Annotated in this window: 20 protein-coding genes; 12 read left to right on the top strand and 8 right to left on the bottom strand. The window is 41.7% G+C overall.

Going from position 1 to position 22,900, the window contains the following annotated elements; all coding sequences use genetic code 11:
• The first annotated feature begins 83 nt into the window (after positions 1-83).
• The 3 genes from H5232_RS08305 to H5232_RS08295 all read left to right on the top strand — a co-directional run bounded on the left by H5232_RS08305 (position 84) and on the right by H5232_RS08295 (position 2,080).
• A complete protein-coding gene (locus H5232_RS08305) occupies positions 84-824 on the top strand; it encodes a ferredoxin--NADP reductase (protein ID WP_182830766.1) in 741 nt (246 codons plus the stop codon).
• A 62-nt stretch (positions 825-886) separates the two neighbouring features.
• Positions 887-1,711, top strand: coding sequence for a nuclear transport factor 2 family protein (locus H5232_RS08300; protein ID WP_182830765.1), 825 nt, complete (start codon positions 887-889; stop codon positions 1,709-1,711).
• 48 nt (positions 1,712-1,759) lie between these two features.
• The gene (locus tag H5232_RS08295) at positions 1,760-2,080 is read left to right on the top strand and encodes a hypothetical protein (protein WP_182719357.1); all 321 of its coding nucleotides are present in this window, start codon (positions 1,760-1,762) and stop codon (positions 2,078-2,080) included.
• Here H5232_RS08295 and H5232_RS08290 read toward each other — a convergent pair.
• Complete coding sequence (locus tag H5232_RS08290) at positions 2,077-2,967, bottom strand: TPR end-of-group domain-containing protein (RefSeq protein ID WP_182740591.1); 891 nt, start codon at positions 2,965-2,967, stop codon at positions 2,077-2,079. The two genes, H5232_RS08295 and H5232_RS08290, sit on opposite strands and share 4 nt — an antisense overlap.
• Positions 2,968-3,339: 372 nt before the next feature.
• Here H5232_RS08290 and H5232_RS08285 point away from each other — a divergent pair, with 372 nt between their 5' ends.
• Entirely contained in the window at positions 3,340-4,086 is a 747-nt protein-coding gene (locus tag H5232_RS08285; protein ID WP_182719359.1) for a GAF domain-containing protein, read from the top strand.
• 38 nt (positions 4,087-4,124) lie between these two features.
• Positions 4,125-4,712: a sensor histidine kinase gene (locus H5232_RS08280; protein WP_182830764.1), complete on the top strand. Its 588-nt coding sequence runs from the start codon at positions 4,125-4,127 to the stop codon at positions 4,710-4,712.
• A gap of 247 nt (positions 4,713-4,959) precedes the next feature.
• Here the strand turns inward: H5232_RS08280 and H5232_RS08275 are convergent, their stop codons facing one another.
• From H5232_RS08275 to exbB, 5 genes are read right to left on the bottom strand one after another with little or no spacing between them, the layout of a single operon-like run.
• Positions 4,960-5,379: a YbaN family protein gene (locus H5232_RS08275; RefSeq protein WP_149981998.1), complete on the bottom strand. Its 420-nt coding sequence runs from the start codon at positions 5,377-5,379 to the stop codon at positions 4,960-4,962.
• A gap of 43 nt (positions 5,380-5,422) precedes the next feature.
• Positions 5,423-6,025 carry a biliverdin-producing heme oxygenase gene (locus H5232_RS08270; RefSeq protein WP_182719361.1) on the bottom strand — a complete coding sequence of 201 codons (603 nt, stop codon included), beginning with the start codon at positions 6,023-6,025 and terminating at the stop codon, positions 5,423-5,425.
• Positions 6,026-6,080: 55 nt separating this feature from the next.
• Positions 6,081-6,923, bottom strand: a complete 843-nt coding sequence (locus H5232_RS08265) for an energy transducer TonB (protein ID WP_182830763.1) — start codon at positions 6,921-6,923, stop codon at positions 6,081-6,083.
• Positions 6,920-7,354, bottom strand: a complete 435-nt coding sequence (locus H5232_RS08260; protein ID WP_149981995.1) for a biopolymer transporter ExbD — start codon at positions 7,352-7,354, stop codon at positions 6,920-6,922. The genes H5232_RS08265 and H5232_RS08260 overlap by 4 nt, the downstream gene beginning before the upstream one ends.
• Position 7,355: 1 nt before the next feature.
• Complete coding sequence (gene exbB, locus H5232_RS08255; protein ID WP_259400114.1) at positions 7,356-8,315, bottom strand: tonB-system energizer ExbB; 960 nt, start codon at positions 8,313-8,315, stop codon at positions 7,356-7,358.
• 245 nt (positions 8,316-8,560) lie between these two features.
• Here exbB and H5232_RS08250 point away from each other — a divergent pair, with 245 nt between their 5' ends.
• The 5 genes from H5232_RS08250 to H5232_RS08230 all read left to right on the top strand — a co-directional run bounded on the left by H5232_RS08250 (position 8,561) and on the right by H5232_RS08230 (position 16,792).
• Positions 8,561-9,079 carry a sigma-70 family RNA polymerase sigma factor gene (locus tag H5232_RS08250; RefSeq protein ID WP_149981994.1) on the top strand — a complete coding sequence of 173 codons (519 nt, stop codon included), beginning with the start codon at positions 8,561-8,563 and terminating at the stop codon, positions 9,077-9,079.
• A gap of 6 nt (positions 9,080-9,085) precedes the next feature.
• Positions 9,086-10,066 (top strand): FecR domain-containing protein, encoded by a 981-nt coding sequence (locus H5232_RS08245; protein WP_182762128.1) that lies wholly within the window; start codon positions 9,086-9,088, stop codon positions 10,064-10,066.
• A 113-nt stretch (positions 10,067-10,179) separates the two neighbouring features.
• Positions 10,180-12,879, top strand: coding sequence for a TonB-dependent receptor (locus H5232_RS08240; protein ID WP_182830762.1), 2,700 nt, complete (start codon positions 10,180-10,182; stop codon positions 12,877-12,879).
• A gap of 33 nt (positions 12,880-12,912) precedes the next feature.
• Entirely contained in the window at positions 12,913-15,342 is a 2,430-nt protein-coding gene (locus H5232_RS08235; protein WP_182830761.1) for a PKD domain-containing protein, read from the top strand.
• A 175-nt stretch (positions 15,343-15,517) separates the two neighbouring features.
• Positions 15,518-16,792, top strand: a complete 1,275-nt coding sequence (locus H5232_RS08230) for a lipopolysaccharide assembly protein LapB (protein WP_182719368.1) — start codon at positions 15,518-15,520, stop codon at positions 16,790-16,792.
• Positions 16,793-17,328: 536 nt separating this feature from the next.
• On the opposite strand, the gene H5232_RS08225 is transcribed toward H5232_RS08230, so the two are convergent.
• Positions 17,329-18,219 carry a nucleotidyl transferase AbiEii/AbiGii toxin family protein gene (locus H5232_RS08225; protein WP_182740597.1) on the bottom strand — a complete coding sequence of 297 codons (891 nt, stop codon included), beginning with the start codon at positions 18,217-18,219 and terminating at the stop codon, positions 17,329-17,331.
• Positions 18,220-18,744 carry a type IV toxin-antitoxin system AbiEi family antitoxin gene (gene abiEi, locus H5232_RS08220; RefSeq protein WP_182830760.1) on the bottom strand — a complete coding sequence of 175 codons (525 nt, stop codon included), beginning with the start codon at positions 18,742-18,744 and terminating at the stop codon, positions 18,220-18,222.
• A 782-nt stretch (positions 18,745-19,526) separates the two neighbouring features.
• Between abiEi and H5232_RS08215 the strand changes: the two genes are divergently transcribed.
• Positions 19,527-20,132, top strand: coding sequence for a bifunctional 2-polyprenyl-6-hydroxyphenol methylase/3-demethylubiquinol 3-O-methyltransferase UbiG (locus H5232_RS08215; RefSeq protein WP_182830759.1), 606 nt, complete (start codon positions 19,527-19,529; stop codon positions 20,130-20,132).
• A partial coding sequence (locus tag H5232_RS08210) for a DEAD/DEAH box helicase family protein (RefSeq protein WP_182830758.1) occupies positions 20,125-22,900 on the top strand: 2,776 nt, incomplete at its 3' end. The genes H5232_RS08215 and H5232_RS08210, both read left to right, overlap by 8 nt.

Here is a 22,900-nt window from a genome sequence, read left to right as displayed (position 1 = left end):
AAGTGAATGCAAACTCGCAAACATTGACAATGCTGTGCACTCTTGCCACTGTTATACAAAGCAATAATTAAGGAGTGTTAATTGTGTCTAATTGGGTTGAAGCGAGTGTTAAAGATATTGTTTGGTGGACTGATACGTTATTTAGTTTAATTGTGAATGCCGATGTGGAGCCGTTTAAAGCAGGGCAGTTTACTAAGCTTTCTATGATGATGGATGAAAAACGTATTGCACGAGCGTATTCTTACGTAAATGCACCAAGCTCTCCCGATTTAGAGTTTTACCTAATTAATGTAATCGATGGCTTATTATCACAACAATTAGCCAAGCTTAAACCTGGCGATACAGTGATGATTGAAAGCCGCGCCAGTGGATTTTTTACTATTGATGAAATTCCCGCTAGTGAACAGTTGTTTATGCTTAGTACCGGCACCGCAATTGGGCCGTTTTTATCCATTTTAGAGCAGCCTGATGTGTGGCAGCAGTTTAAGCATATTACCTTAGTGCATGGTGTGCGCTTGAATACAGATTTAAGTTATCAAGCAAAAATCGCGCAGTTGCAGCAGCAGTATCCGCAATTGAGTTATCTGCCCGTAGTGAGTCGCGAGCAGGCAATTGTCGGCTTAGATGGGCGCATTACTGATCGAATCGCCGATGGCACTCTATTTAAGCATTGTGACAGTGTAGTTAGCCCGCAAAATAGTCAATTTATGATCTGCGGTAATCCGCAAATGGTTAAAGACACCAGCGCATTATTAACCGCACAAGGCTACACTCGCAATCGTCGTCGGGAGCCTGGGCAAATCACCGTTGAGCAGTATTGGTAAAAAGCTATCGCGATCCGGTAAATTTTGTTATTTTAGAGTTTCTTAAATTACTCAGGAACAGTATGAAACCGTTATTTTTTTTAGTAAGTTTGTTACTTGCGTGGCAATTATTAGCAACTGCAGCTGAAGTAGTTGAACCACCGACTAAAACTGAAACAAAAGCAGCTGAATTACCTGCTGCAGTAAAAACGACTGACACTAGCGCTGGTGAAGAAAAGTCAGTGCAGAGTAAAGCCCCAGCTAAATCAACTGAGGTTGAATTACAAGATAGCCCTGCGGTGATCACTTTAACCCCGCAAAATGAGCAATCAGCTGAACCTGTAAATGTTGAACCAACACAGCCAATTAAAACAGACACCAGCAAACCAAGCGAGCCTGAAGTTGATACCAGTAAGGTACTTGGCACCGAAGCGGCAAAACCTGCTGAGCTTCCTAAAACGCAACAAGAAAAACAGCTTGCAGTCGCACAAGCAGAGCAAGCGGTGATCCAAGCTAAAGAAGCGCTAACACTCAAGCAACAAGTTAAAGCCAAACAGTCACGCGAATCGTTAGCCGTTATCGAGCAATTAATTATGGCGTACAACGCCAGAAATATCGACGCATTTATTAGTATGTATGATGAAAATGTAGAGTTTTATGCCTTTCCAAATGAGTTACTGTTTAAGGGCAAAGAAAAACTGATTGCCCGTTACGGGATAATGTTTAAAAAATTAAAGTGTATAAAATCATCCCCAATTAAACGCATTGTACACGGTAATATCGTTATCGATCATGAACTGTCAGAAACCTGTTCAACAGATCCAAATGTAGTTGATAAGCGCGGGGAGTTAATCTCTAGCTATCAAGTTGAAAACGGCAAAATAACTAAAGTGCTCTTTTTTAGATAGAGCATTAATAGGCAGATTATATAGGCAAATAAAGGGGCCGCGACGAGTATGGACATTAGTGATGATAAAAAAATTAAGTTACTTTATCGTGTAGAGCCTGGCTGTTTAGGACCAACAGGTGCGCAAACAATTGAACGCTTTTGCGATTATGCTAATCAGCAATTGGTTGCCCCTTATTTTGCTTTGTACCACTTTACCCCGCGGTTTGATAAAACTAAAGCCGAGCGCGAATACAGTATTAATGCTCGGCTGTTATCTGATCAGCATGCGCAGGCATATCTAGCGCACTTTAAAACCAACAAAGATGAGTTTGAGGAGCAACTCGATGAACTACTCACTCAAGCAATAGAAAGCTTCTTAGAACGCTAATCATTGTCGCCAGATACAATCGCATTAAAGCTGCTATTGTCGTGCAAACTGGCAAATGCACTTTCATGCAATAGCTCATTACGTAAGTTTGGTGAATACTCCAACGACATTTTAATATCGGCCAACGCATCAGCGTGTTTATGCGTCAACGCATAGGCACATGCACGTTGCCAATAAGCGTAGCCGTAGTCACTGTCTATATCTAAGGCTTGGTTACACAACTCTATCGCCTGAGCTGTTTCATTAAGCTCTAGTAATGCATCTGCTTTATAAGCGATAGCTTCAACATCTTCGGGTTTACGTTTTAAAATCTCATCAAATATTTCGATCTTATTGGCTATATCGCTTTCTAAATTTGCACGCATCCATAAAGAGTGGACTTCATTGGTAACAGATATTTTTTGTTGGTTACTTAAGATTTCTTCAGAGCGCTCGCGTAGCTTTTCTTCAAATGTATTCAAACGTGCTTCGTATTCATTGGTGATCACGCTGACACGGGTATTTACAATATCTTCTACTTTGTTTTTTACATCACGTAACGAGTTCCAACCAACCAGTACCAAAATAGAGGCTGTGGCAGTGATGATAAAAAATACATTATTAATTGTATCTGTGGTGTAAGTCAGTGCGCGATCAGCGGTATCAAGCTGAGCATGAGTGACTTGTTTGGTAACGTCTTCACGTAGTTTTTGCTGATCTTGGCGTACTGCTTTAAGTTCATCAAGAATATAGCGTTCCATCAAGGGTCTGTACATCGGCTCTTGGAGTTTTTTGAGTGCCTGTTTTTGCTGTTGCAGGTTGGGTACAGCGCGAGACTCTTGTGCCTGTGCCTGAGCTGCCACTAAAGTGGCAAAAAGAAGTAAAATTGATACAAAATAATGACGCATACTACTGCCTAGTCGATAAATTAAAGTGCTAAGTAAATTACTGAAACTGTAACATGACTACCTATTAGTAACTAGGGTGGGTTGATCTTTCGAGGTTGTTTTTACTGCTGTGTGCTTGGTAATCGCTGCATTGCTGTAATGGAAGAAAATGAAGCCATTAAAAACAGGCAAAAAAAACCAGCTCTAAAAAGAGCTGGTAAAACTGCTTAAACAACATAAAGTCGTCAGGGATATCAACAGGAGTGAGTGTTTATAATAACCAAACATATCTGAACAACGTCTTAATATTTAAAGCATTATAATTGTTGAGGTAGGATTTAATTTCATCAACTAAACTAAATTGATGACCATAGTTTGGGGAAGGTGTATTCAATGCGGCAACAGCTTGTGCAATTACTTTATAAAGTGTCTACTTCATCAGCGTTAGATGATGGCTATATAGAGCTTGCAGAACAATTAATTGTAAATGCCATTATTGATGGCTTAAATAATACGCGTGCTAGCATCTGGTTATTTAATAAAGATAATACCGAGTGTCATTGTCAGTTACTGTTTGACCGCGCGAACAACAATGTAAACCAAAGCCTCATATTATCACGTGAGAACTATCCGGCTTATTTTTCTGCGTTAGATACTCAGCGCGTGATCATTGCTAATAATGCGCATACTGATCCCGCTACCTTTGAATTTTCAGAGCATTATTTAACGCCTTTAGGAATAAAATCAATGTTGGATGCACCGATCCGATTCAAAGGAGAAATGATCGGTATTTTTTGTTGTGAACATACTGGCAGTTTTAGGCAATGGGAGGATGATGAATGCACTTTTTTGAGTGGACTTGCTGATCTTTATGGCCGCGCATTGTCGGCGCAAGAAAGTCGTTTAGTTAAGCAACAATTAGAAGTTGCCAATCATCGCCTAGAAGAGCGGGTGATTGAGCGAACGAATACCTTACAAAAAACATTGGAAGAGTTAACCGGTACCCAAGAAAAGCTAATTGAAGCGGAAAAAATGGCCGCATTAGGAAACCTAGTGGCAGGTGTTGCCCATGAAGTAAACACGCCAATAGGTATGCCGTTACCGCCAATAGTTCGGCAACAGATAATCTTAAACAACTAACTCAACAGCTAAATGACAACACATTATCGAAAAGCAATTTGCAAAAATTTGTCGCGCATATTAATGAGTGTTTAATCATTGCCAGTAGTAATCTTGATAGAGCCGCAGCATTGATCTGTAATTTTAAACAAACAGTGGTCGATCAATCTTCTCTTGATATTAGCACCGTGAAGTTAAATGACTACTTAGCTAATACAATACATAGTCTCACCCCATTAACCCGCAGCCACAAAGTAACCACCACAATTGAGTGCGACAAAGCATTAACGCTTATCACAGTGTCGGGGGCTTTAAGCCAAATTATTATGAACTTGGTGAGTAACAGCTGTGTGCATGGCTTTAAAGATCGCGAAGATAATCATATCAATATAGCCGTTCACCTAGATACCCAGCAACACACTTACACATTACGCTATAGCGATAACGGCCACGGTATGAGCAAGGACGTATTACAAAGTGTGTTTGAACCCTTTTTTACCACCACTCGTGGCAATGGCGGCAGCGGTTTAGGTATGGCGATTGTTTATAACCTTGCCACCCAAGCTCTTCAGGGCGATGTAAAAATACATAGTCAGCCAGAGCAAGGTATTACCGTCACTTTTACTTTTCCACTGAGCCTGAGCTAGCTATATTTGATAAAACTCAGAGTTTTAGCATGATACTCAAACAATTTGCTCGTAAAGAATACGGTCATTGTTGAGTAAATATTCTGGTGACAGGGTAACTTAAACCGCTACTGCCTGAGGACCAGCTTAAAGGTGAGTTGTTTACTTAGCTGTAGCTAACAAGCTAGCGCTGACTGGATACCTTAACTCCCTCTGTTTTTACTTAGGCACGAGGTTATCAATCTCGCGCCTAATTAAGTGGCAACCATCACGAGCAGTCTTTTGGTGGTAAGGGGCGAGATAAAACGTAATATGCGCTGCCACCGATAAAAAGCGCGACAACAGTTGCCAGTAATAAAGAAGGTTGCGCGCTTAGGTAAAATAATCCATACCCAACAGCCATACCTAAACTGGCCATTACTTTTGCCGACTTAGAAATAGCGCCATGGGCTTGCCAATTGATTAGTGTTTTACCAAAGCGAGGGTGATTAATTAACCAAGATTCAAAGCGCTTTGATGAACGGCTAAAACAAAAAACAGCACCAATAAGAAATACTGTTGTTGGCATTATCGGCAAAAAAGCACCGACAATCCCCATTACGGTTAACACGAAGCCACTTAATAAATAAGTCACTTGCTTAAATTTACTAATAACTAACATCGAGTTTTTCTTACCTGTACGCTTCATACTTTATCGCTTAATTTTAATGCACTTGCAGCTCACGCTTTACTTAAACAAATACACAATCAACAGCACTACGAACCAAACTAAAAGCATCGCGAGCGCCATTAATTGCGAGTGTCTGTTGTTCTTTAGTTAATTCAACCGTATTTAAAGCCGTTGTAAAATCTTGCCATGATTGCCCGCGGCCAATTGTTGCTGGTGCTAAATGCGAGGCACCAAATTCTTCTGATAAGCCAATACGTTTTGCTGCTTTTAATAAATACTCAGCGCCTAAATTAGACCCCTCTGATACATAAAGCCAACCCAGTGAGGCTGGGTAGTCAACCGGCACTAAGTTAACGCTGGTTGTTACTTCACTCAGATCGACGTTAATATCGCGTAAGTCTTGTTCAAGATGGCTTAGGCGCTGCCGTGTTGGCAGATCGCTCACTAAGCGGCTTAAATTAGTATCGCTATAAAGAGGGGCAATAGCCAAATGAAATCGATATTGAACTTCTAAAAATAAAGCATAACGGTCTAAACTTGCAAACGGTCGCTTAGTCATAATCGTTTTATCAAGGTTATCGTGAATAGTCGTGGTATTGAGTTTAAATAGTGTTGTTAATGAAGGCGTATTAATCTCATTGTTAACATGTTGGTCTGCAATCATTGTATGTCCTTAGTTTTATATTTCAGTAATTCGTAATAAGCACAGCAAGTAGCTGTTAATGAATAAAAAATGCCACAGGCACGGCCATTTTTATTGGGTTCCCTGTAACTTCTTCTGGAGGGACGGGCAAGGGCTCAGCACGTCTAACTAATTCGATGACCTCATTATCTAATGCAGCTATTCCGCTTGCTTTAAATAATGTGACATCTAAAATATTACCTGCTCTGTCCATGGTAAAACTCACCCAAGGAACACCTTGTTGGCGCCTTAACTTTGCCATTCGTGGATAGCGCTTTTTTCGTTCTAGGTGGATCTGAATAGCACTTTGCCATAGTTGTTTAGCTGTACTTTGCTGTTCACTTAAAGCACCTTTTACCGGACCAGATGCGACTGTTGACTCTTTCACTGGAATAGCCAAAGGAGCACTACTTTGCTCTACCAAGTGTTCACTGGCTCCTGTTATGCTGGTGTTATCAGGCAGCGGAGTCGGTTGTGGATCTTGCTCTTGTTGTTGATTAGATTTCTCTACTGGTTTACTTGGTGCTGGCTCAGGTTGTTTATCGCTAATGGTAAAGTCAGATTTGCTTTCGAGTAATGGCTTTACCAAGGGGTTATCTATTGTTGTTGTCGGCTTGCTTACCTGCCGCTTTACTGGTGCTGACTCTTGTTGCGCAGGTCCGACAGGAAGTGCCGATGGCTCCGCTTTGGGGGCTGCCACAATATTGACTTCAAACACCTGCGGTGAAGCTTGCATGGGTACGATATTGTTATGCTCTGTCGGCATTAAAAAATAACCCGCAATGGCGGCATGAAGCATCGCGGCGATAAAAAAAGCGCCTACAACATGCCAACGCACCAAGCGAGAAGCGCTGGTATCGTTTCCTGCTAATAAACTCACTGGGCAACATCCGTTTCATGTTCAAGACCGACTAAAGCAACTTGTGAGTAGCCGGCTTTAGTTAATTGATTCATTAATGCCATGAACTGACCATATTCAACTTTGCTATCTGCACGAATCAAAATTTGCTGCTGTGTTTCAATACCATGTTGTTTTAGTGCTTGCGCCAAATTTTTTTGGTTTATTTTATCTCCCTCGCCAAGTATTAAAGTAAGGTCTTGTTGTAGAGTAAGGTAAGTTGGATCATCACTTTTCGGTTGGGTTGGTGCCGCAACAGCAGGCAACTTAACTGGCACACTGACAGTGGCTAATGGGGCCGCCACCATAAAAATTATTAGCAACACCAGCATCACATCAATAAACGGAGTGACGTTAATCTCATGCTGCTCTTGTAATTCATCGCTATCGGTACGGTTACTACTAAATGCCATTTTAAAGCTCTTTAGATACTGCATCTGCAGCGTCTTCATCGTTAAGTAGGTAGGCTATGTGTTTTGCATCAGGGTGCTTTCGGTCAAGATCTCGGCTCACGAGTATCATGATCGCTGTCAGAATATCGGCTAACTGTGCTTTGTAACTGCCAATTACACGAGAAAAATGGTTGTACATAATAACGGCTGGGATCGCTGCAACTAACCCCAGAGCCGTTGCTAATAAAGCTTCTGCAATACCAGGGGCGACTACGGCTAAATTAGTTGTTTGTGTTTTAGCAATACCAATAAAGCTATTCATAATGCCCCAAACCGTACCAAACAAACCGACAAACGGTGCAACAGAGCCTATTGTTGCCAATATGCCTGTACCCTGATTCATATTTGCGCTTAGCGCTGCTTGTACACGCTCTAAACGCGCGACTAATCGCTCCTTTAAGCCTTCGTCAGTAGTAAGTCCTTCGCCAGTTAGTTGTAACTCATGTTGGGTTGCTTTTAGGAGTGTTAAGGCATCACTTTGTTGTAGTAATAAAGTGTGGTTGGCCTTTGCAAAACTTTCACTTTGAATTAAATGTTTAAGCAATTTTTTGGCATTTCGCTTAGTAATATTTAACTGTACAGATTTGAATATGCAGATAGCCCATGAGACTAACGATGCTAAAAGTAACCCGATAATTACGCTCTTCACAACCACATCAGCGCCCTTGTACATGCCGATTGGCGATAAGTCATGTTGATCAAAAGCCGCCTCGTCAACACTAACCGTGGTATTGGTGTCTGTATCAAGGTCAGATCCTACGGTTAAAGATTTAGCTGATAGCGTATTTGTATTCACCTCTGGTGTAACAGCATTACCTGTAACTTCTACTTTGGAGGCTGTTGACGGCGCCGCTTGTTGTGCGTGAACCGCAGACGTTCCACCACCCATTAAACACACAAATAACATAGTTCTTATAAACATTTTGCTCCCTAATTTTTACGTAATTTGTAAATGTGGCGATGTAACACCAACATACTAGATCAATATGCCGCATCGTTTTGATGGACAAATTATTGGCTATATAACTAATGCCGAACGAGATCCGATTTTCATCAAAAGAATAATAAATTTTTTATTAATAATGTTTGCAGAATACCCAAATTAACTTGAATGGGAATGAAAATCATTTATACTTGCGGTAAATATGCTACAGGAATAGTTAAATTTTGACTAGCACTACCGCTAACTCAGTAGGGTTTAATGCGCTCTACCAGGAACACCATGAGTGGCTTGTTCGCTGGATCGCTCGACGTACCTACAACAAAGATAATGCACAAGATCTTGCTCAAGATACATTTATGCGTTTACTTAATAAGCCCTCTTTGTATAACGAAATACAAAGCCCGCGAGCATGGCTTACAAAAGTTGCCGGAAACTTAGTAACCGATAACATTCGTCGCAAAGTTCTAGAAGAAAACTATTTATTATTTTTAGGAAGCATGCCAGAAGCAGCCTATTTTTCGCCTGAAGAGCAACTACAGCTGCTTAGTTTACTAGAGCAAATAGATAAATTATTGAGTGGTTTGAGAGCAATCGAAAAAACAGCATTTTTAATGGTTAGACTCGACGGGCTCAGTTATAAAGAAGTCGCAAAGCAACTCAAGGTGAGCCTATCATCTATTGAAAAATACATGGCGAAAGCGATGTTAGAGTGCTACACCCTTACATACTGTGATATAGAGTAAGCGATTGTGAATAATACGTGTGCACAAAAAACACCTTTACCAGAACAAGTCGTACAGCAAGCGATTGCGTGGCGTATTTGTTTAGAGTCGGGCAACGCACAGTCTGCAGATATGGCTGAATATAGGCGATGGCGGCTTGCCGATCCGATGCATGAATTAGCCTGGCAACGGATAGAAAACATGGAGGCTGCATTTGCCGGGGTGAGTAAAAAAAATGGTCGTATTGCTCACATGACCTTAAAAAAAACCGATCATGATATACAAAGCATGAGTCGTCGCCAGGCGCTAAAAAGGATCGCTGGAACCACACTAGGGCTTGCCAGTGTAAGCTGGTTGGCAGACAAACAGGGGGCATGGCAATACCTTAACGCAGATCACGCAACTACCAATCAACGGCAATTATTTACGCTCGCCGATAATAGCCAGCTTTGGTTAAATCATAACAGCACTGTTGAACTGAATTTTAATGCTCACAATAGATACATTCATTTAACCCGAGGAGAAATGCAATTTATAGCTTCAGCTAATACGCAGCCTGTGCAGGTGGCGTTACAGCACGGAACTTTACTTTGTGACAGCAAACAATTTTTTGTGCGTAATGAAGCCGATCATGCTTTAGTTCAAGTTATGCAAGGCAGTGTTAAGCTCGCGCAAGCAAACGGCTTATTTACCAATCAGGCGATCAAGGCTGGCGAGCTATATAAAATTACCGTAAATTCAATGCAACAGTTAGACAATCATATATTTGACTACAGTAGTTGGACAGCAGGGCTGTTGTCAGTGCGAAATATGTCAATCAATTCTTTTTTAGCTGAACTATCTCGTTATCACCGTGGTTTTGTAAAAATTGCCCCCAGTTTAAATGACTACCTTGTCTCCGGCGTTTTTCAGTTAAATGACACTCACCTGATCCTTAAAACAGTCGCTCGTAGCGCTCGGGCAAGTGTGCATTACAGAACCCGTTGGTGGGCCGAAATTCGCCCATAACTATGTTTATTTAGTTCATCAGGAAAAAATATAAAATAATTATCATTTAGAGTTACGGGATTACTATTTTCATGCGTCATATAAGTATGCATTAAAGAAATAGGAAACCATTTATGCCCCGCGCAGCGTTAAATTTACTCATCGTAGTCACAGGTTTGTTGGTGATTACCCCTTCAGCAAGTTTAGCTGAACAAGTATCTGCAACATCACAATTAAAAATGATCAAATTTGATCTTCCCGCAGGCCAGCTTGGTGATGTACTGACTTTATTTTCACGCCAAGCGGGTGTGACTTTATCATTTGAAGAGCGTGTTGTCGGTGGTTTTTCAGTCGCTGCAATAACCGATGAAATGACCATAGAGGCAGCCTTACAAAGGCTGTTAAGCAATACCAATCTACAAGCTTTACCTGTTAGTAATAGCGCATGGCTAGTGCAACAAAAAACCACCCAAGATTTGATCACGCTAAATACCATTAATGTGCAAAGTCGCAATAGGGATCTAAAAGATCAAACCTATACCGAAGCCGCATCAGTAAACCTAATTACCCAGCAAGATATTGAACGCTTTAGAGGAACCAGTGTTGGCGATATATTTCAAGGTACACCCGGTGTTTTGATCAGCGAAAACCGTAACTCAGGCGGGCTTGATGTTAATATTCGTGGCATGCAAGGCCAAGGACGAGTACCTGTAGTGATAGATGGTAGTCGTCAAGAAACCACCGTGTATCGCGGCTATTCTGGTGTATCGAGCCGCAGTTACATTGATCCCGATTTGATTGGCTCACTTAAAATCAGTAAAGGTCCTATCATGAGTGCTGATGGCACTGGGGCGACAGGTGGCTTGGTGAGCGTTAGTACATTGTCGGCTGATGATATTGTTAAAGAGGGTGAGCTCAGCGGGTTTAGATTACGTGTTAGCGCCATAGGTAATAGCGCTAATACGCCAGAGCCAGGTACATACGCAGGGTATTATTTACCACGCAATGCCTATCGTTCACAGTGTCGCTTTTCGAGTTATTGTACTGAGCAGTACATAATGCCAGAGCGCTTTGCTCCTGAGGAGGGCATGGATAGACCCAGCTTATTTGAGTTTGCTAGTTATGCAGGCAGTTTTGCTGCCGCTAAGCATTTTCAGTGGGGCGATCTAATTGCTGCTTATGCTAAGCGCGAGCAAGGTAATTACTATGCAGGTAGTAACGGCCCTGCACCTGAAATAATTTACGCAGCCCCCGACAAACTTGCTTGGTACACCGAAACGGCGGTGTCAATGCAAGGGGCATCGCGGTTTCGTGCCAATGAACGCATCCCCAATACCAATTTTTCTAGTGAATCTTGGCTGTTAAAAAGCAATGTGTTGCTGCCCAACGATCAAAGCCTCGAAATGAGTTATATACGCTATAACAGCAGCTACGGCGAAATGATGCCATCGCAAATACGCTCTTTTGGTCAAGCAAGGCAATGGCTCGATAGCGAAGTCACTAATCAAACTTACACAGTGCGATATCGCTGGCAGCCAATCAAATATGATTGGGCTGATTTTAAAGCCAACTTTTGGCATACCGATGCACTTACCCATTTAAATACCCCTGGTGTCGGCTCAGTAGATATAGTCGATAATGTTGCTCGCAGCGATGATTATCAGCGCTTTGGAACTGATGTGAGTAATACCATGATGTTTTATTCAGCGGGCGAACTAGCGCTGAGCTATGGTGTTGCCGCACAGTATGAAGACATGGATACCGACACCCCTGAAACCGAAGGGTTCTATGCAGGGTCGCGCAGTGGTTGGCGCAAAGAATTTAGTGCTTTTACAGCCATTGATTGGCAGTTTTTAACAGCATGGACACTCGAATCGGGACTGCGTTTTACGCACTTTTCATCGAAAGATAATAACCCAGTAACCATTACTAGCAACGATCCTGCTTGTGTGTCTGACGGCGCCGATGGTTGCCTAGAAGTACAGTATGAAAATAGCCACTCAGGCACAGCACCATTGGTTGCTATAAAGTGGCAGGCATATAAAGGACTGCAGTTTTATATTCGCCACAGTGAAGCTTTGCGTATGCCAAGCCTATTTGAAAGTACCTCTGGTTGGTCTGTCAGCCCCGTTTTAGATATCCCTTTAGAGCCAGAGCATGCTAAAAACCAAGAAATTGGCCTTAATTATTTAACCGACTCATTACTAACAAATAACTATAAAGTGGGCTTTAAGCTCGCCTATTTCCAAAATCATGTTGATAACTATTTAACCCGTACGCAACCCAATGCGTGGGAGCAAAAACAAGGCGGCCTCAACGATTTTTTTCGAATGCGAAATATTGACAGCCTAGATTTAAATGGCTGGGAGCTTAATTTTAGCTACGACACAAAATACTGGGTTGCTGAGATTAGCGGCACGCATTATACCCAGATTGAAGTATGTAATGTAGGCAGTTATGTGCGCTACTACTGTAATGATTGGGGCCTTCCTGAAAGCTATATCAATAACATGATCCCGCCAAATTGGCACGCCAGTGCTCACCTTGGCTTACGTTTATTTGAGCAGCAATTAGAAGCTGGGCTGCGTGGCACATTTATGGGAGAGCGCAACTCAATTCCTCGCTATAACGCACCTACAGGGTTTAATGAACCGGTACTTTGGCACAGTTATAACCTTTTAGACATCTACGCTAGTTATAAATTTAACGACGACACAACACTCGATTTTACCATCGATAATGTTACAGATCGTTATTACCTCGACGCTTTAAGTTTAGGTTTAGTACCTGCACCAGGAAGAACTGCACGGCTGAGCCTAACTTATAATTTTTAACTGATAACACCTATCAGCAAGGAGTACAAAAGAATGAAAAAACTATTTGGCGCAATAGCCATAGTCGGGCTTTCGCTTACTATGGTAGCCTGTGGTAGCGGTAGTGATAACAAAGACAGTACACAAACAACAGAGCAAAAACCAACAGCGGTTGTTGAGCTGCAATCGCCAGTAGAATCAGCATTCTCACTAAAGGATGGCGCGGTAAAAGTCACGCTGAATGCTGAGGCGAGTACAAGTGCAGAGGGAACAGATTTAATTTATCAATGGCAGCTCATTGAACGACCAGCAACAAGTACTGCTAATATCACCAACACCAATACCATAACAACAGACTTTACTGCAGATTTACCAGGCAATTATGTTGTGAGTTTAATTGTTAATGACGGGGCAAATAATAGCGAAGCCGCGCGTATCACGCTAAGCGCAACCAGCCCGTATCCAGTCGCAATTACTGACTCAGTCCATAGTGTTAATTTAGGCACTAATAGCGTAGGTTTAGATGGTAGCCAAAGTGTAAACCCAGCAGGTGGCACCGATTCATTACTATACCAATGGACGCTTATGGAAAAGCCCACTGACAGTGCGGGTTATTTAAATAACGCAGAGCAAAGCCAAAGCACACTGTTTGTTGATTTAGCCGGTGATTACACATTGCAATTAGTGGTGACTCATAACGACGTAGCAAGTGAACCAAAACAAGTTGTGGTAAGCGTTTCAGAAGGTAATGCGCCACCAGTGGCTAAAGCCGACGACATAACTATTATCCTAGGCGAAGAAGCTATCTTAGATGCATCAGCCAGCATTGACCCTGAAGGGGAGCCACTACAATATCGCTGGCAATGGCCGTCACGCTCAGCAACGGATCCCGAAAATGTACCACTACCAGAGCTTACAGGTACAAAAACGGCTGTAGTGCGTTTTACCCCACAAGCTGTGGCAAGTTATAAATTAATACTATTTGTATTTGATGGCACCCGAAAAAGTGAAGAAAAAGAAGTTACAGTTACCGTCAAAAAAGATCCTAACGCGACTAGCAATGCCCCACCGATCGGTAAATTATTAGCAACCGGCTATTACCCATCTAATAGTATTGGTGAACAAGAAGTAGGCTTAAGAGCTGAATTTAATTTTACCGGCTATGATCCAGAAGGCGAGCCGTTACAAATTATTGCAGCTACGCTTATTGAAAAACCGCAAGGAAGTATTGCAGAGCTAGTGGATATTGGTTCTTGGAAACCTATGGGTAAAAAGATTCAAAAGCTTGATATAACCGGCAGTTATTTAGTACGTATGGTTGTCTCTGACGGCGAAAACCAAATTTCAGTTGATGCCAGCATGCAAGCTAAAATAGGTAACGTTAACGGTCAACCTGCAACTGGCGGCGTTGATGCACAATCAAAGTCAGTGCTGGTGGGTGATGCATTAGTGTTTGATGCATCAAGTAGCGACCCTAATGATGATCCACTGACCTTTCATTGGCAGTTAACAGATAAGCCTGATGGCAGTAATGCGACTATCGAACCGGTAATTGAACCACAAAGCCAAGAATACCGTCGTGCAAAAGTGCTCACCGATGTGCCGGGATCTTATACCGCGCAGTTAATTGTAGAAGATGACCGTGGCTTATTTGCTAAGGCGTATGCACAAGACAGTGGTTTAGCTAAATTTACCAATACCGCTCCAGAGATCCGTTCCGTTGTATGGGCGCGTAGCTGGGGACGCTTAAATCCTGGCCAAGACTACTATCAAATTTTACCGTGCATGTCGTTATTACATCGCCCAGTAACCGTTGATGCCGATGGCGATGAAGTATTCACTCATGAAGAGCTTGTCAGTACACCAGCAGGCGGCGAGTTTACTAGCAACCCAAGTGAAGCAGATTGCCCAAATACCCGTGGGCAAGTATTTACAAAGCCAGGTAAATATACATTCCGTTATTCTGCAACAGACCTAATTGATGATGCGCCGCAGTATGACTTTGTCGTTGACGTTGACCCACTCACAGAGGCTACAGGTGTACGTTTACGTAGCATCAACGAAGATAATGAAAGCCTATGGTATCCATTACCGTATGAGAATATTCCACCCTTTGCGAATGACTTTAGTGCCAGCTCTAAACCTTATCTTGAAGAGGGTTATATTAGCTGGTCATTAACCGCCACTGATGCAGATTACACCATTGAAAATTTACAGGTGCGCCATATTAATGGTGGGTTAGCAAGCTTAACACCGCGTTTCGAAAATCTAAAAAATGAGCAAGTAATAGCAAAGGGCAAATCAGTTGCATTTAAAACTATATTGCCTGTGGTTGCGTGTATTCGTAACGAAGAAGCATCTGAAGGTTTTCATTTTTCTTTTAACATTAAAGAAATTCCTGAAATCACCTTCGTATATGAAACATGGCGCACAGCCAACAAATCAAGCTTATTCTATGATTGGCCTGAATGTGTTGCTGAATAACTAAATACTTGGTAGTTCAACGAATAACAAAAAACCCAGCGTACCGCTCTGGGTTTTTTGTTATTAACTTAATCAACTTCCTATCGTTGTTTTTATCGAAAATTTCGCGCCATAATCTTGTAACCCATAAATCAATTGGTACACTAGAGCCAACTTATAAAGAGCAGGACAAGCTATGTCGCCCGCCAAAATACGCAGTGATGTCATTAAATTAACTGTATTAAGCGATAAAAAACCAGATTACTATTTTATCCAAGGTTATTTTTTAGGGTTAGGCTTACTGCCCGACATAATAATGCCCAGCCAATGGCAGTCAGACCTATTAGGTGACATTAATTTTACAACAGACACTGAGTTAAAGTACCTTGAAAGCCTGATGGAAAATTACAATAGCAGCATGCATAAAGTCAGTGCCGAAGACTTTAAAATGCCCGCTAAATGCAGCCTATCGAAAAGTGACTACCGCGATTCACTTAAAGCTAATATGCCACTGCCTAATTACTGTAAAGGGGCATTACAAGCACTTAAATTTATCGACAAGCGCAGCCTAAACAAACACCAAAAAGACCTGCTAACGAGTTTAAACGAAGTACTGAGTGCATTTAGCTCTGAACAAGCAGCAGTTAAAAAATTTGCTGACAACCAAGGCCTAGCGCAAGCCTATAAAAAGAACTACAGCTATTTTGTAGCCGACGTGCTTTATAACATTCGTTTTATTGAAGACCCCAGCTGGACAGATGAAGACGAAGCCGCGTTTAACGAACAATTCGCGGAAGAGTTTGCAGGTGAACACCACAACGATGACTTTGCTGGTAAAGTGCTCGACGACGAAGTGATTGATCAATTAATGGAAGCAATCCTTAGCGATTTTACTCCAAGCGCATTTGAACCTATAGCAGCGTTACTGGAACTGTTTGAAGGTGTTATTACAGAGCAATACATAGCACAGAACCAAGGCCACTTTTGGCTGATCCACGAAACACGCCCTTATATGATGTTACGAGCGCATCGTGCACAAATCAACGCATTACAAGGTAACATACAATACGCTATTGACGAATTTGAAGCGCTTTGGCAACTAAACCCCATGGATAATCAAGCTAATCGCCATTGGCTAATGAACTGCTATGTAATTAAAGGACAGTGGCAAAAACTGGATGCGTTTTTAGCCGACTTCGACAGCGAAGAACTTCATGCCACAGCAAGCCGCGCCTTGAGTGAGTTTCATAAACATGGTGACTCTAGCCAAGCCAAGCAATACAAAAAGCAACTTAAACAGCTTAATAAACATTTTATAAAAATACTCACCGGGCAAGAAAAACTAAAATCTGAGGAGTTTCATTTTTACAGCCCAGGCAGTAAAGAAGAAGTGGGTATATACCTAAATTCACTTGGCAAACAAGCTTGGATAGCCACCGAAGGCAGCTTGTTTTGGCTAAGAAAAAAGTAAATAGGTAGGTGAAAGGTTAAAGGCTAAAGGTGAAGGGTTAAAAACCCAGTACGCTGGTTAGGAATGCACATTAAATCGCCTAGCAGCGGGTTCACCCCGCGATCTATAAACCGGCTTCGGATTTCGTGCTACGGAATACACCCTAGCACCTAGTCACTTCCCTAAACCTAGCGCCTTTATTTTGTAGGAACGAGCTTTAGCTGTGATTATTTAAAAACCAATTTTACCACCGAGCTCACCGAGGCGCTTCGCTACACAGAGAAGATATAAAACCACGAGCTTCGGGACCTAGTCACTTCCCTAAATCAAAAGTCTTTTCGTCATTTTCTCTTCAGCGCAGCGCCTCTTAACCTCTGTGGTGAATAAATCATTTAAAATCAATTTTACCACCGAGAGCACCGAGGCGCTTCGCTGCACAGAGAAGACAAAGCAGCGGTCTAAGGTAATCATCCTAGCACCTAGTAACTTTCCTAGAACCTAGCTCCTTACAGTCTACAAAATATTACCTTTAAGGTGCTTTTTTATAGGCCTTAAAGTTAGCTCCCCATATCAAACTTATTATTTTTAATACCATTATTAAGGATTGAGAGTGACATAGTACTAATTTCTGATTGTACATATGGCCAATAATCAGGGTTATCGATTGTTCTTTCTTTGATTTGGTTTGGAATGAAACGGCTCATTTCAATATTAAAGTCTTTACGAACTTCATCGTCATGCTGTAGCTTGTCTAATTGAATAGTCAGTGCCTCAATAAAGTCTTCGTTGGTTTTACCCCTGGCCGCAAGCTTTTTATTGATCAGTTGCTTAGATACCGCAACACCTCTTTGTTTTATCCATACTATATCCCATACATCGCGCGGTTTAATGCGCCTAGCACGGTAGGCTAATGCAATAAACTTGTCTGCAAGCGTTTCCGTTAATGATTGTACAGGGATCAGCAAACCTTCTGTTGGCGCGACAATATTATAGTGATTTATTAATGGCCTTTTTTCGATATCAAATGACGGGATAGCGCAAATATCTATATGCATTTTTTGGCGGGGAAGATCAGGACGATTACTTTCTTTTTCGATACTTATTTTCCAAGATGAAGTATTAGCTTGATTATCTTCAGCTGGTTTATTTACCCATACCTGCACCTCATATTTATTTTGTATGTATTTTTGGATTTCAACTTCTAAGCCACTGAAACTACTTGGCTTGAAGTCATGCCCACCATTAAAATCTAAATCCTCAGATAATCTAGAACTGTTATGGCACAAACGAAGTGAGGTGCCACCAATAAAAGTAAGCGAAGGCATAACACCTTGTTTTACCATTGCAGCCATAATGTCGTGATGAAGAATTTCTTTTTCAATCACAGGCGTGACGCCAGCGTACTCTGGATTTGCAGCTATAATTTGGCGTATATATTCTGTTAACATTTAGTTCTCCAGCATGTGTACGTTGCGATTGCAGGCTTTTAGATCCGCAATCGCTTGCAGCGTATTTGCTCGGTACATCTTGATGCTTTTATCGAAATATAGGTTTTTCGCAAATTTATCAATTGGTTTTTTTGTATGGGTCAGCTCAATAACCCCATACGGAGTTGAAAATGTGCCACTACGACCTTTCGTTATTACCGTTAACCTATCAAATAATATTTGCGAAATATCGCCAGTGTAACTGAGCTGGCTTTCTAGGCTAATGTAATTTAAAACGTCGCCACGTAGTTTTTTAACTATTTTATAAATAGCGGTGGTGGGGTCAGGTGGCGTGAGCGTGCTTTCAAAAATACCATTGCAGACTCTTCTTAATAGCCCTTTATTAACATTGTCAGTCAGAAACTTAGTGAATGCAGGAGTGGGTTTTTCAGCCATCATAAAAGCCAATTCTGCACTGGTATGAATACCGCCACCTGCTTTAACAGAGCTAGCTAGTATTGCTAATAATCTTTCTGCTTTATTCATTTGGTCTACAATTACATACTTATAATGTTATTAATTGTAGACCTTAAGCTTAATTGAAGCAAACTAGAGTTTAGATTAACTCTAGTTTGACTTGTATTGTCATCTAGCCCTCGTACTTATATCACCCTATAAACCGGCTTCGGGCAATGAGCGGCGGGCTAATCCTAGCGCTTCCTTGTAGGTCGTCATTTATGGCGACAATGTCTAATGTTGAAAATTGACGCGCTAAAGCACGACCTACATTAGACTCTTTATGTTTTTCTCTAAAGCGCAGGCCTCTTAATCTCTGTGGTGAATAAATCACTTAAAATTAATTTTACCACCGAGACGCTGCGCTACACAGAGAAGGTAACGAGTTGCGAGCAACGAGCTGCGAATATCGGGCTTCGAGCGACGAGTAACGAATACAGCCTAGAGTCTAGTCACTTTCCTAGAACCTAGTGCCTGTTACTCCCTAGAACCTCGCAGCTTTTTCGATCTGTGATTGTTTTAAAAGCTATTTTACCACCGAGAACACCGAGGCGCTGCGCTACACAGAGAAGATAACGGACGGCGGGCAAACCCTAGCACCTAGTCACTTCCCTAGAACCTAGCACCTTCGCTCAATAAATATAACCAATACAAAATTCTTAATTTTTGCTAATTAGCAGCTATGTACTTGGTGCTCATCGGAAAACTCTATGTTTTTAATACATTTTCATGTTAGGTTAGAGTTAAACTTAATGAAAGCTTAACGCTCTAATCATTAAGTACTATTAATTAACCACGGAGCGGTAGATTTAGTGTCTAATAAAACACTCAGTTACTACAATCAAAACGCACAAAGCTTTAGCGACTCAACGCTTAATGTTGATATGTCGGCGCTTTACGCTGAGTTTTTACCGCTTATCCCTAACCACGGCCATATTTTAGATGCAGGCTGCGGCTCTGCCCGCGACGCTGCGTATTTTAAACTGCAAGGCTTTACCGTAAGCGCGTTTGACGCAAGCGAAGAGCTTGCAAAGTTAGCCAGTAGTTACTTACAACAAGCCGTTGCAGTTAAAACCTTTCAGCAGCTTGATTGCAGCAACCAATACGATGGTATTTGGTGCTGCGCTAGTTTATTACACGTACCAAAAAACCAACTTCCGCAGGTGTTTTTAAAACTGCAAAATGCCCTAAAACCAAACGGGGTTTTGTATGTGTCGTTTAAATATGGCGATACAGAACGCGTACATAACGGTCGCGAATTTACCGATTTAAATGAAGACGGCCTAACCGCGCTAGTTGCTCATCACACCGAGCTTAAAATACTAAAACAATGGCAAACGGTCGACCAACGACCAGAGCGCGAAAGCGAAGTGTGGCTCAACGCATTATTAACGCGCAGCGAATTAATAAATGAATAGCTTTAACGAACAGCACCAATTGCAAAGTAATAAGCAGCAGCTTATTACGGGTGCCGATGACCCGCTATTACCTAATCTTGTACATGCAATAAATAATGCCACAGAGATTGAAATCACAGTGTCATTTATCCAACCCAGTGGCTTGGCTTTGTTATTTGACCCACTCAATGAAGCTTTACAAAGTGGCGCAACACTAAAGCTGTTAACCTCCGATTACCTTGATATTACTCATCCTAATGCGCTCAGAGAGCTAATGGTATTAGTGGATCGTGGTGCCGATGTGCGTATTTACCAAACACAGAGCAACCAAAGCTTTCACATGAAGTCGTATATTTTTGTCAAAACAAACGACACCAGCGAAATTACGTCTGGTTGTGCCTTTATCGGCTCAAGTAACATTAGCGCCAGCGCACTTACTAAAGGTCATGAGTGGAATTTTAGACATGATTACATGCAGCCAAAAACAAGCCAAGCAGCGCAGCAATTTTTAAGTATTCGGAATGCTTTTAATCATATTTTCAACCACGAGTTTGTCAGCAATTTAAGCCATGAATGGATTAATAACTACATTGCTAGGCGCAAAACACAGCGGTTTGTAGCGGTAAATCATGCCGATACAGCGGAACAAATTATTGAACAAAGCGAAGCTAAAACACCAAGGCCAGCTCAAATTGAAGCGCTCAATGCTCTAGCGCAAACTCGCGCTGAGGGCTTTAAACGGGGCTTAGTAGTGTTAGCAACAGGCATGGGTAAAACATGGTTAAGCGCGTTTGATGTTAAACAATTCAAAGCTAAACGGGTATTATTTGTCGCGCATCGTGAAGAAATACTTGTACAAGCACAGCGTACTTTTGCTGAACTACTGCCGCTTTCAACGGGATTCTATAACGGTAAACACCGCGACAAAAACGCCGACTGTTTATTTGCTTCTATTCAAACCATTGGACGAAGTAATCATTTAAAGCAATTTGCACCAACGGCGTTCGACTACATCATTGTTGATGAGTTTCATCATGCCAGCGCACGTGTTTATCGTCAGCTATTAAACTATTTTGAACCACAGTTTTTACTCGGTTTAACCGCCACGCCAGAACGAACCGACCAAGCCGATATTTTAGGATTGTGCGACAACAATTTAGTGTTTGAGAGAAACTTAACGCAAGGAATTGATCAAAAAACGTTAGTGCCGTTTCATTACTATGGTATTTGGGACGAAAACGTAAACTACCAAGCCATTCCATGGCGCAATGGTCGATTTGATCCTGCAGCACTAGAAAACAAATTTGCGACACAAAAACGAGCCGATCATGCGCTTGCACAGTGGCAGCAATACAAACAACAGCGTACGCTAGGCTTTTGTATTTCCACCAAACATGCCGATTACATGGCTGATGCGTTTAATAAAGCGGGTGTAAAAGCACTATCAGTACATAGCCAATCAAAAGTACGCAGAAATGAGGCACTTAAACAATTAGAACAACGCCAAGTTGAAGTGCTATTTACCGTTGATCTGTTTAATGAAGGGACTGACTTACCCAGCATTGATACTATTTTAATGCTGCGCCCAAGTGATTCTAAAATCCTGTTTTTACAGCAATTAGGGCGTGGTTTGCGTACGCTAGAAGGTAAAACGCATTTAGTGGTGCTCGACTTTATTGGTAACCACCATAGCTTTTTAAATAAGCCTTATGCGTTACTCCATGAAACTACGCCAAGTGGTGTAGTAAAAAAGCTTAAAAAGCCAAATCTTGCTAACGGCTGCTTTATAAATATTGATTTAAAAGTCACCGACTTTTGGCAACAACTTGCTAAGGCGCAGCGCACCACTGCTCTTGAAGATATAACACAACTTGCTGAGCAACTTGGGCATTTACCTACCTTAAGTGAGTTTTACTACCACTATGGGGATATAAAAAAGGTAAACAGCAATTACACAAGTTGGTTTGAGTTAATCGCTAAAACACACAACATTGATGATGAGGCACAACAAGGCGCTGAGCAACTATCGCCGTTCTATGACTTTTTACATAAGGGCATACAAACAACCAGTATGACCAAATGCTTTAAAGCTATTTTGCTTGAAGCTTATGTGGCATTAAATGGTTTTGCTATTCCCCCAACAGTTGCAGAGCTTGCAGCCATGAGTGCTAAAGTATTAGCGCGTCATCCAAATTTAAAACAACACGATTTATCAGCCAAAGAGCAGCGAGCTGCCGCTGATTCACAAACATGGCAAAGCTACTGGCGTAAAAACCCAATCAAAGCTTATACCAATAAAAATAAAGACGGCACGCAGTGGTTTAAGCTAGAAAACGACACAGTAAAAGCCACGTTTGACGTACCCGCAGAAAAATGCGACTTACTAAACAACGCCGTGTTAGAACTGGTTGAATACAGCTTAGCTAAATACAGCCAACGGCTAAAAGTAAACGTAGCAACAACTGAACAAAATACCGTGCAACAAGCTGACAATGTGACTCAGCTAGCGTTTAAAGATCGTGCCGATACAACAAAAGAGCAAGATAACGCATTAAAGCTGCCGTATTTCCCCAATATTAAAATAGCTTGTGGGCATTTTAAAACAGGGGATGAAAGCGATATGGAATTGATGGACGCGCCACTTGGCGCGGGCAAGCTCGACCCACAAGTACATTTTTTAGCACGCGCATCAGGTAACTCAATGAATGGCGGTAAACACCCAATACTTGATGGTGATTTACTGTTACTTGAGCTTATAACCTCCGACAAAGCGGGATCGCTACGCGGCC

The sequence above is a fragment of the Pseudoalteromonas sp. SG41-5 genome (genome assembly GCF_014164495.1).
GTDB classification, from domain to species: Bacteria; Pseudomonadota; Gammaproteobacteria; order Enterobacterales; family Alteromonadaceae; genus Pseudoalteromonas; species Pseudoalteromonas rhizosphaerae.
This window is presented reverse-complemented; position numbering and strand designations above follow the sequence as displayed.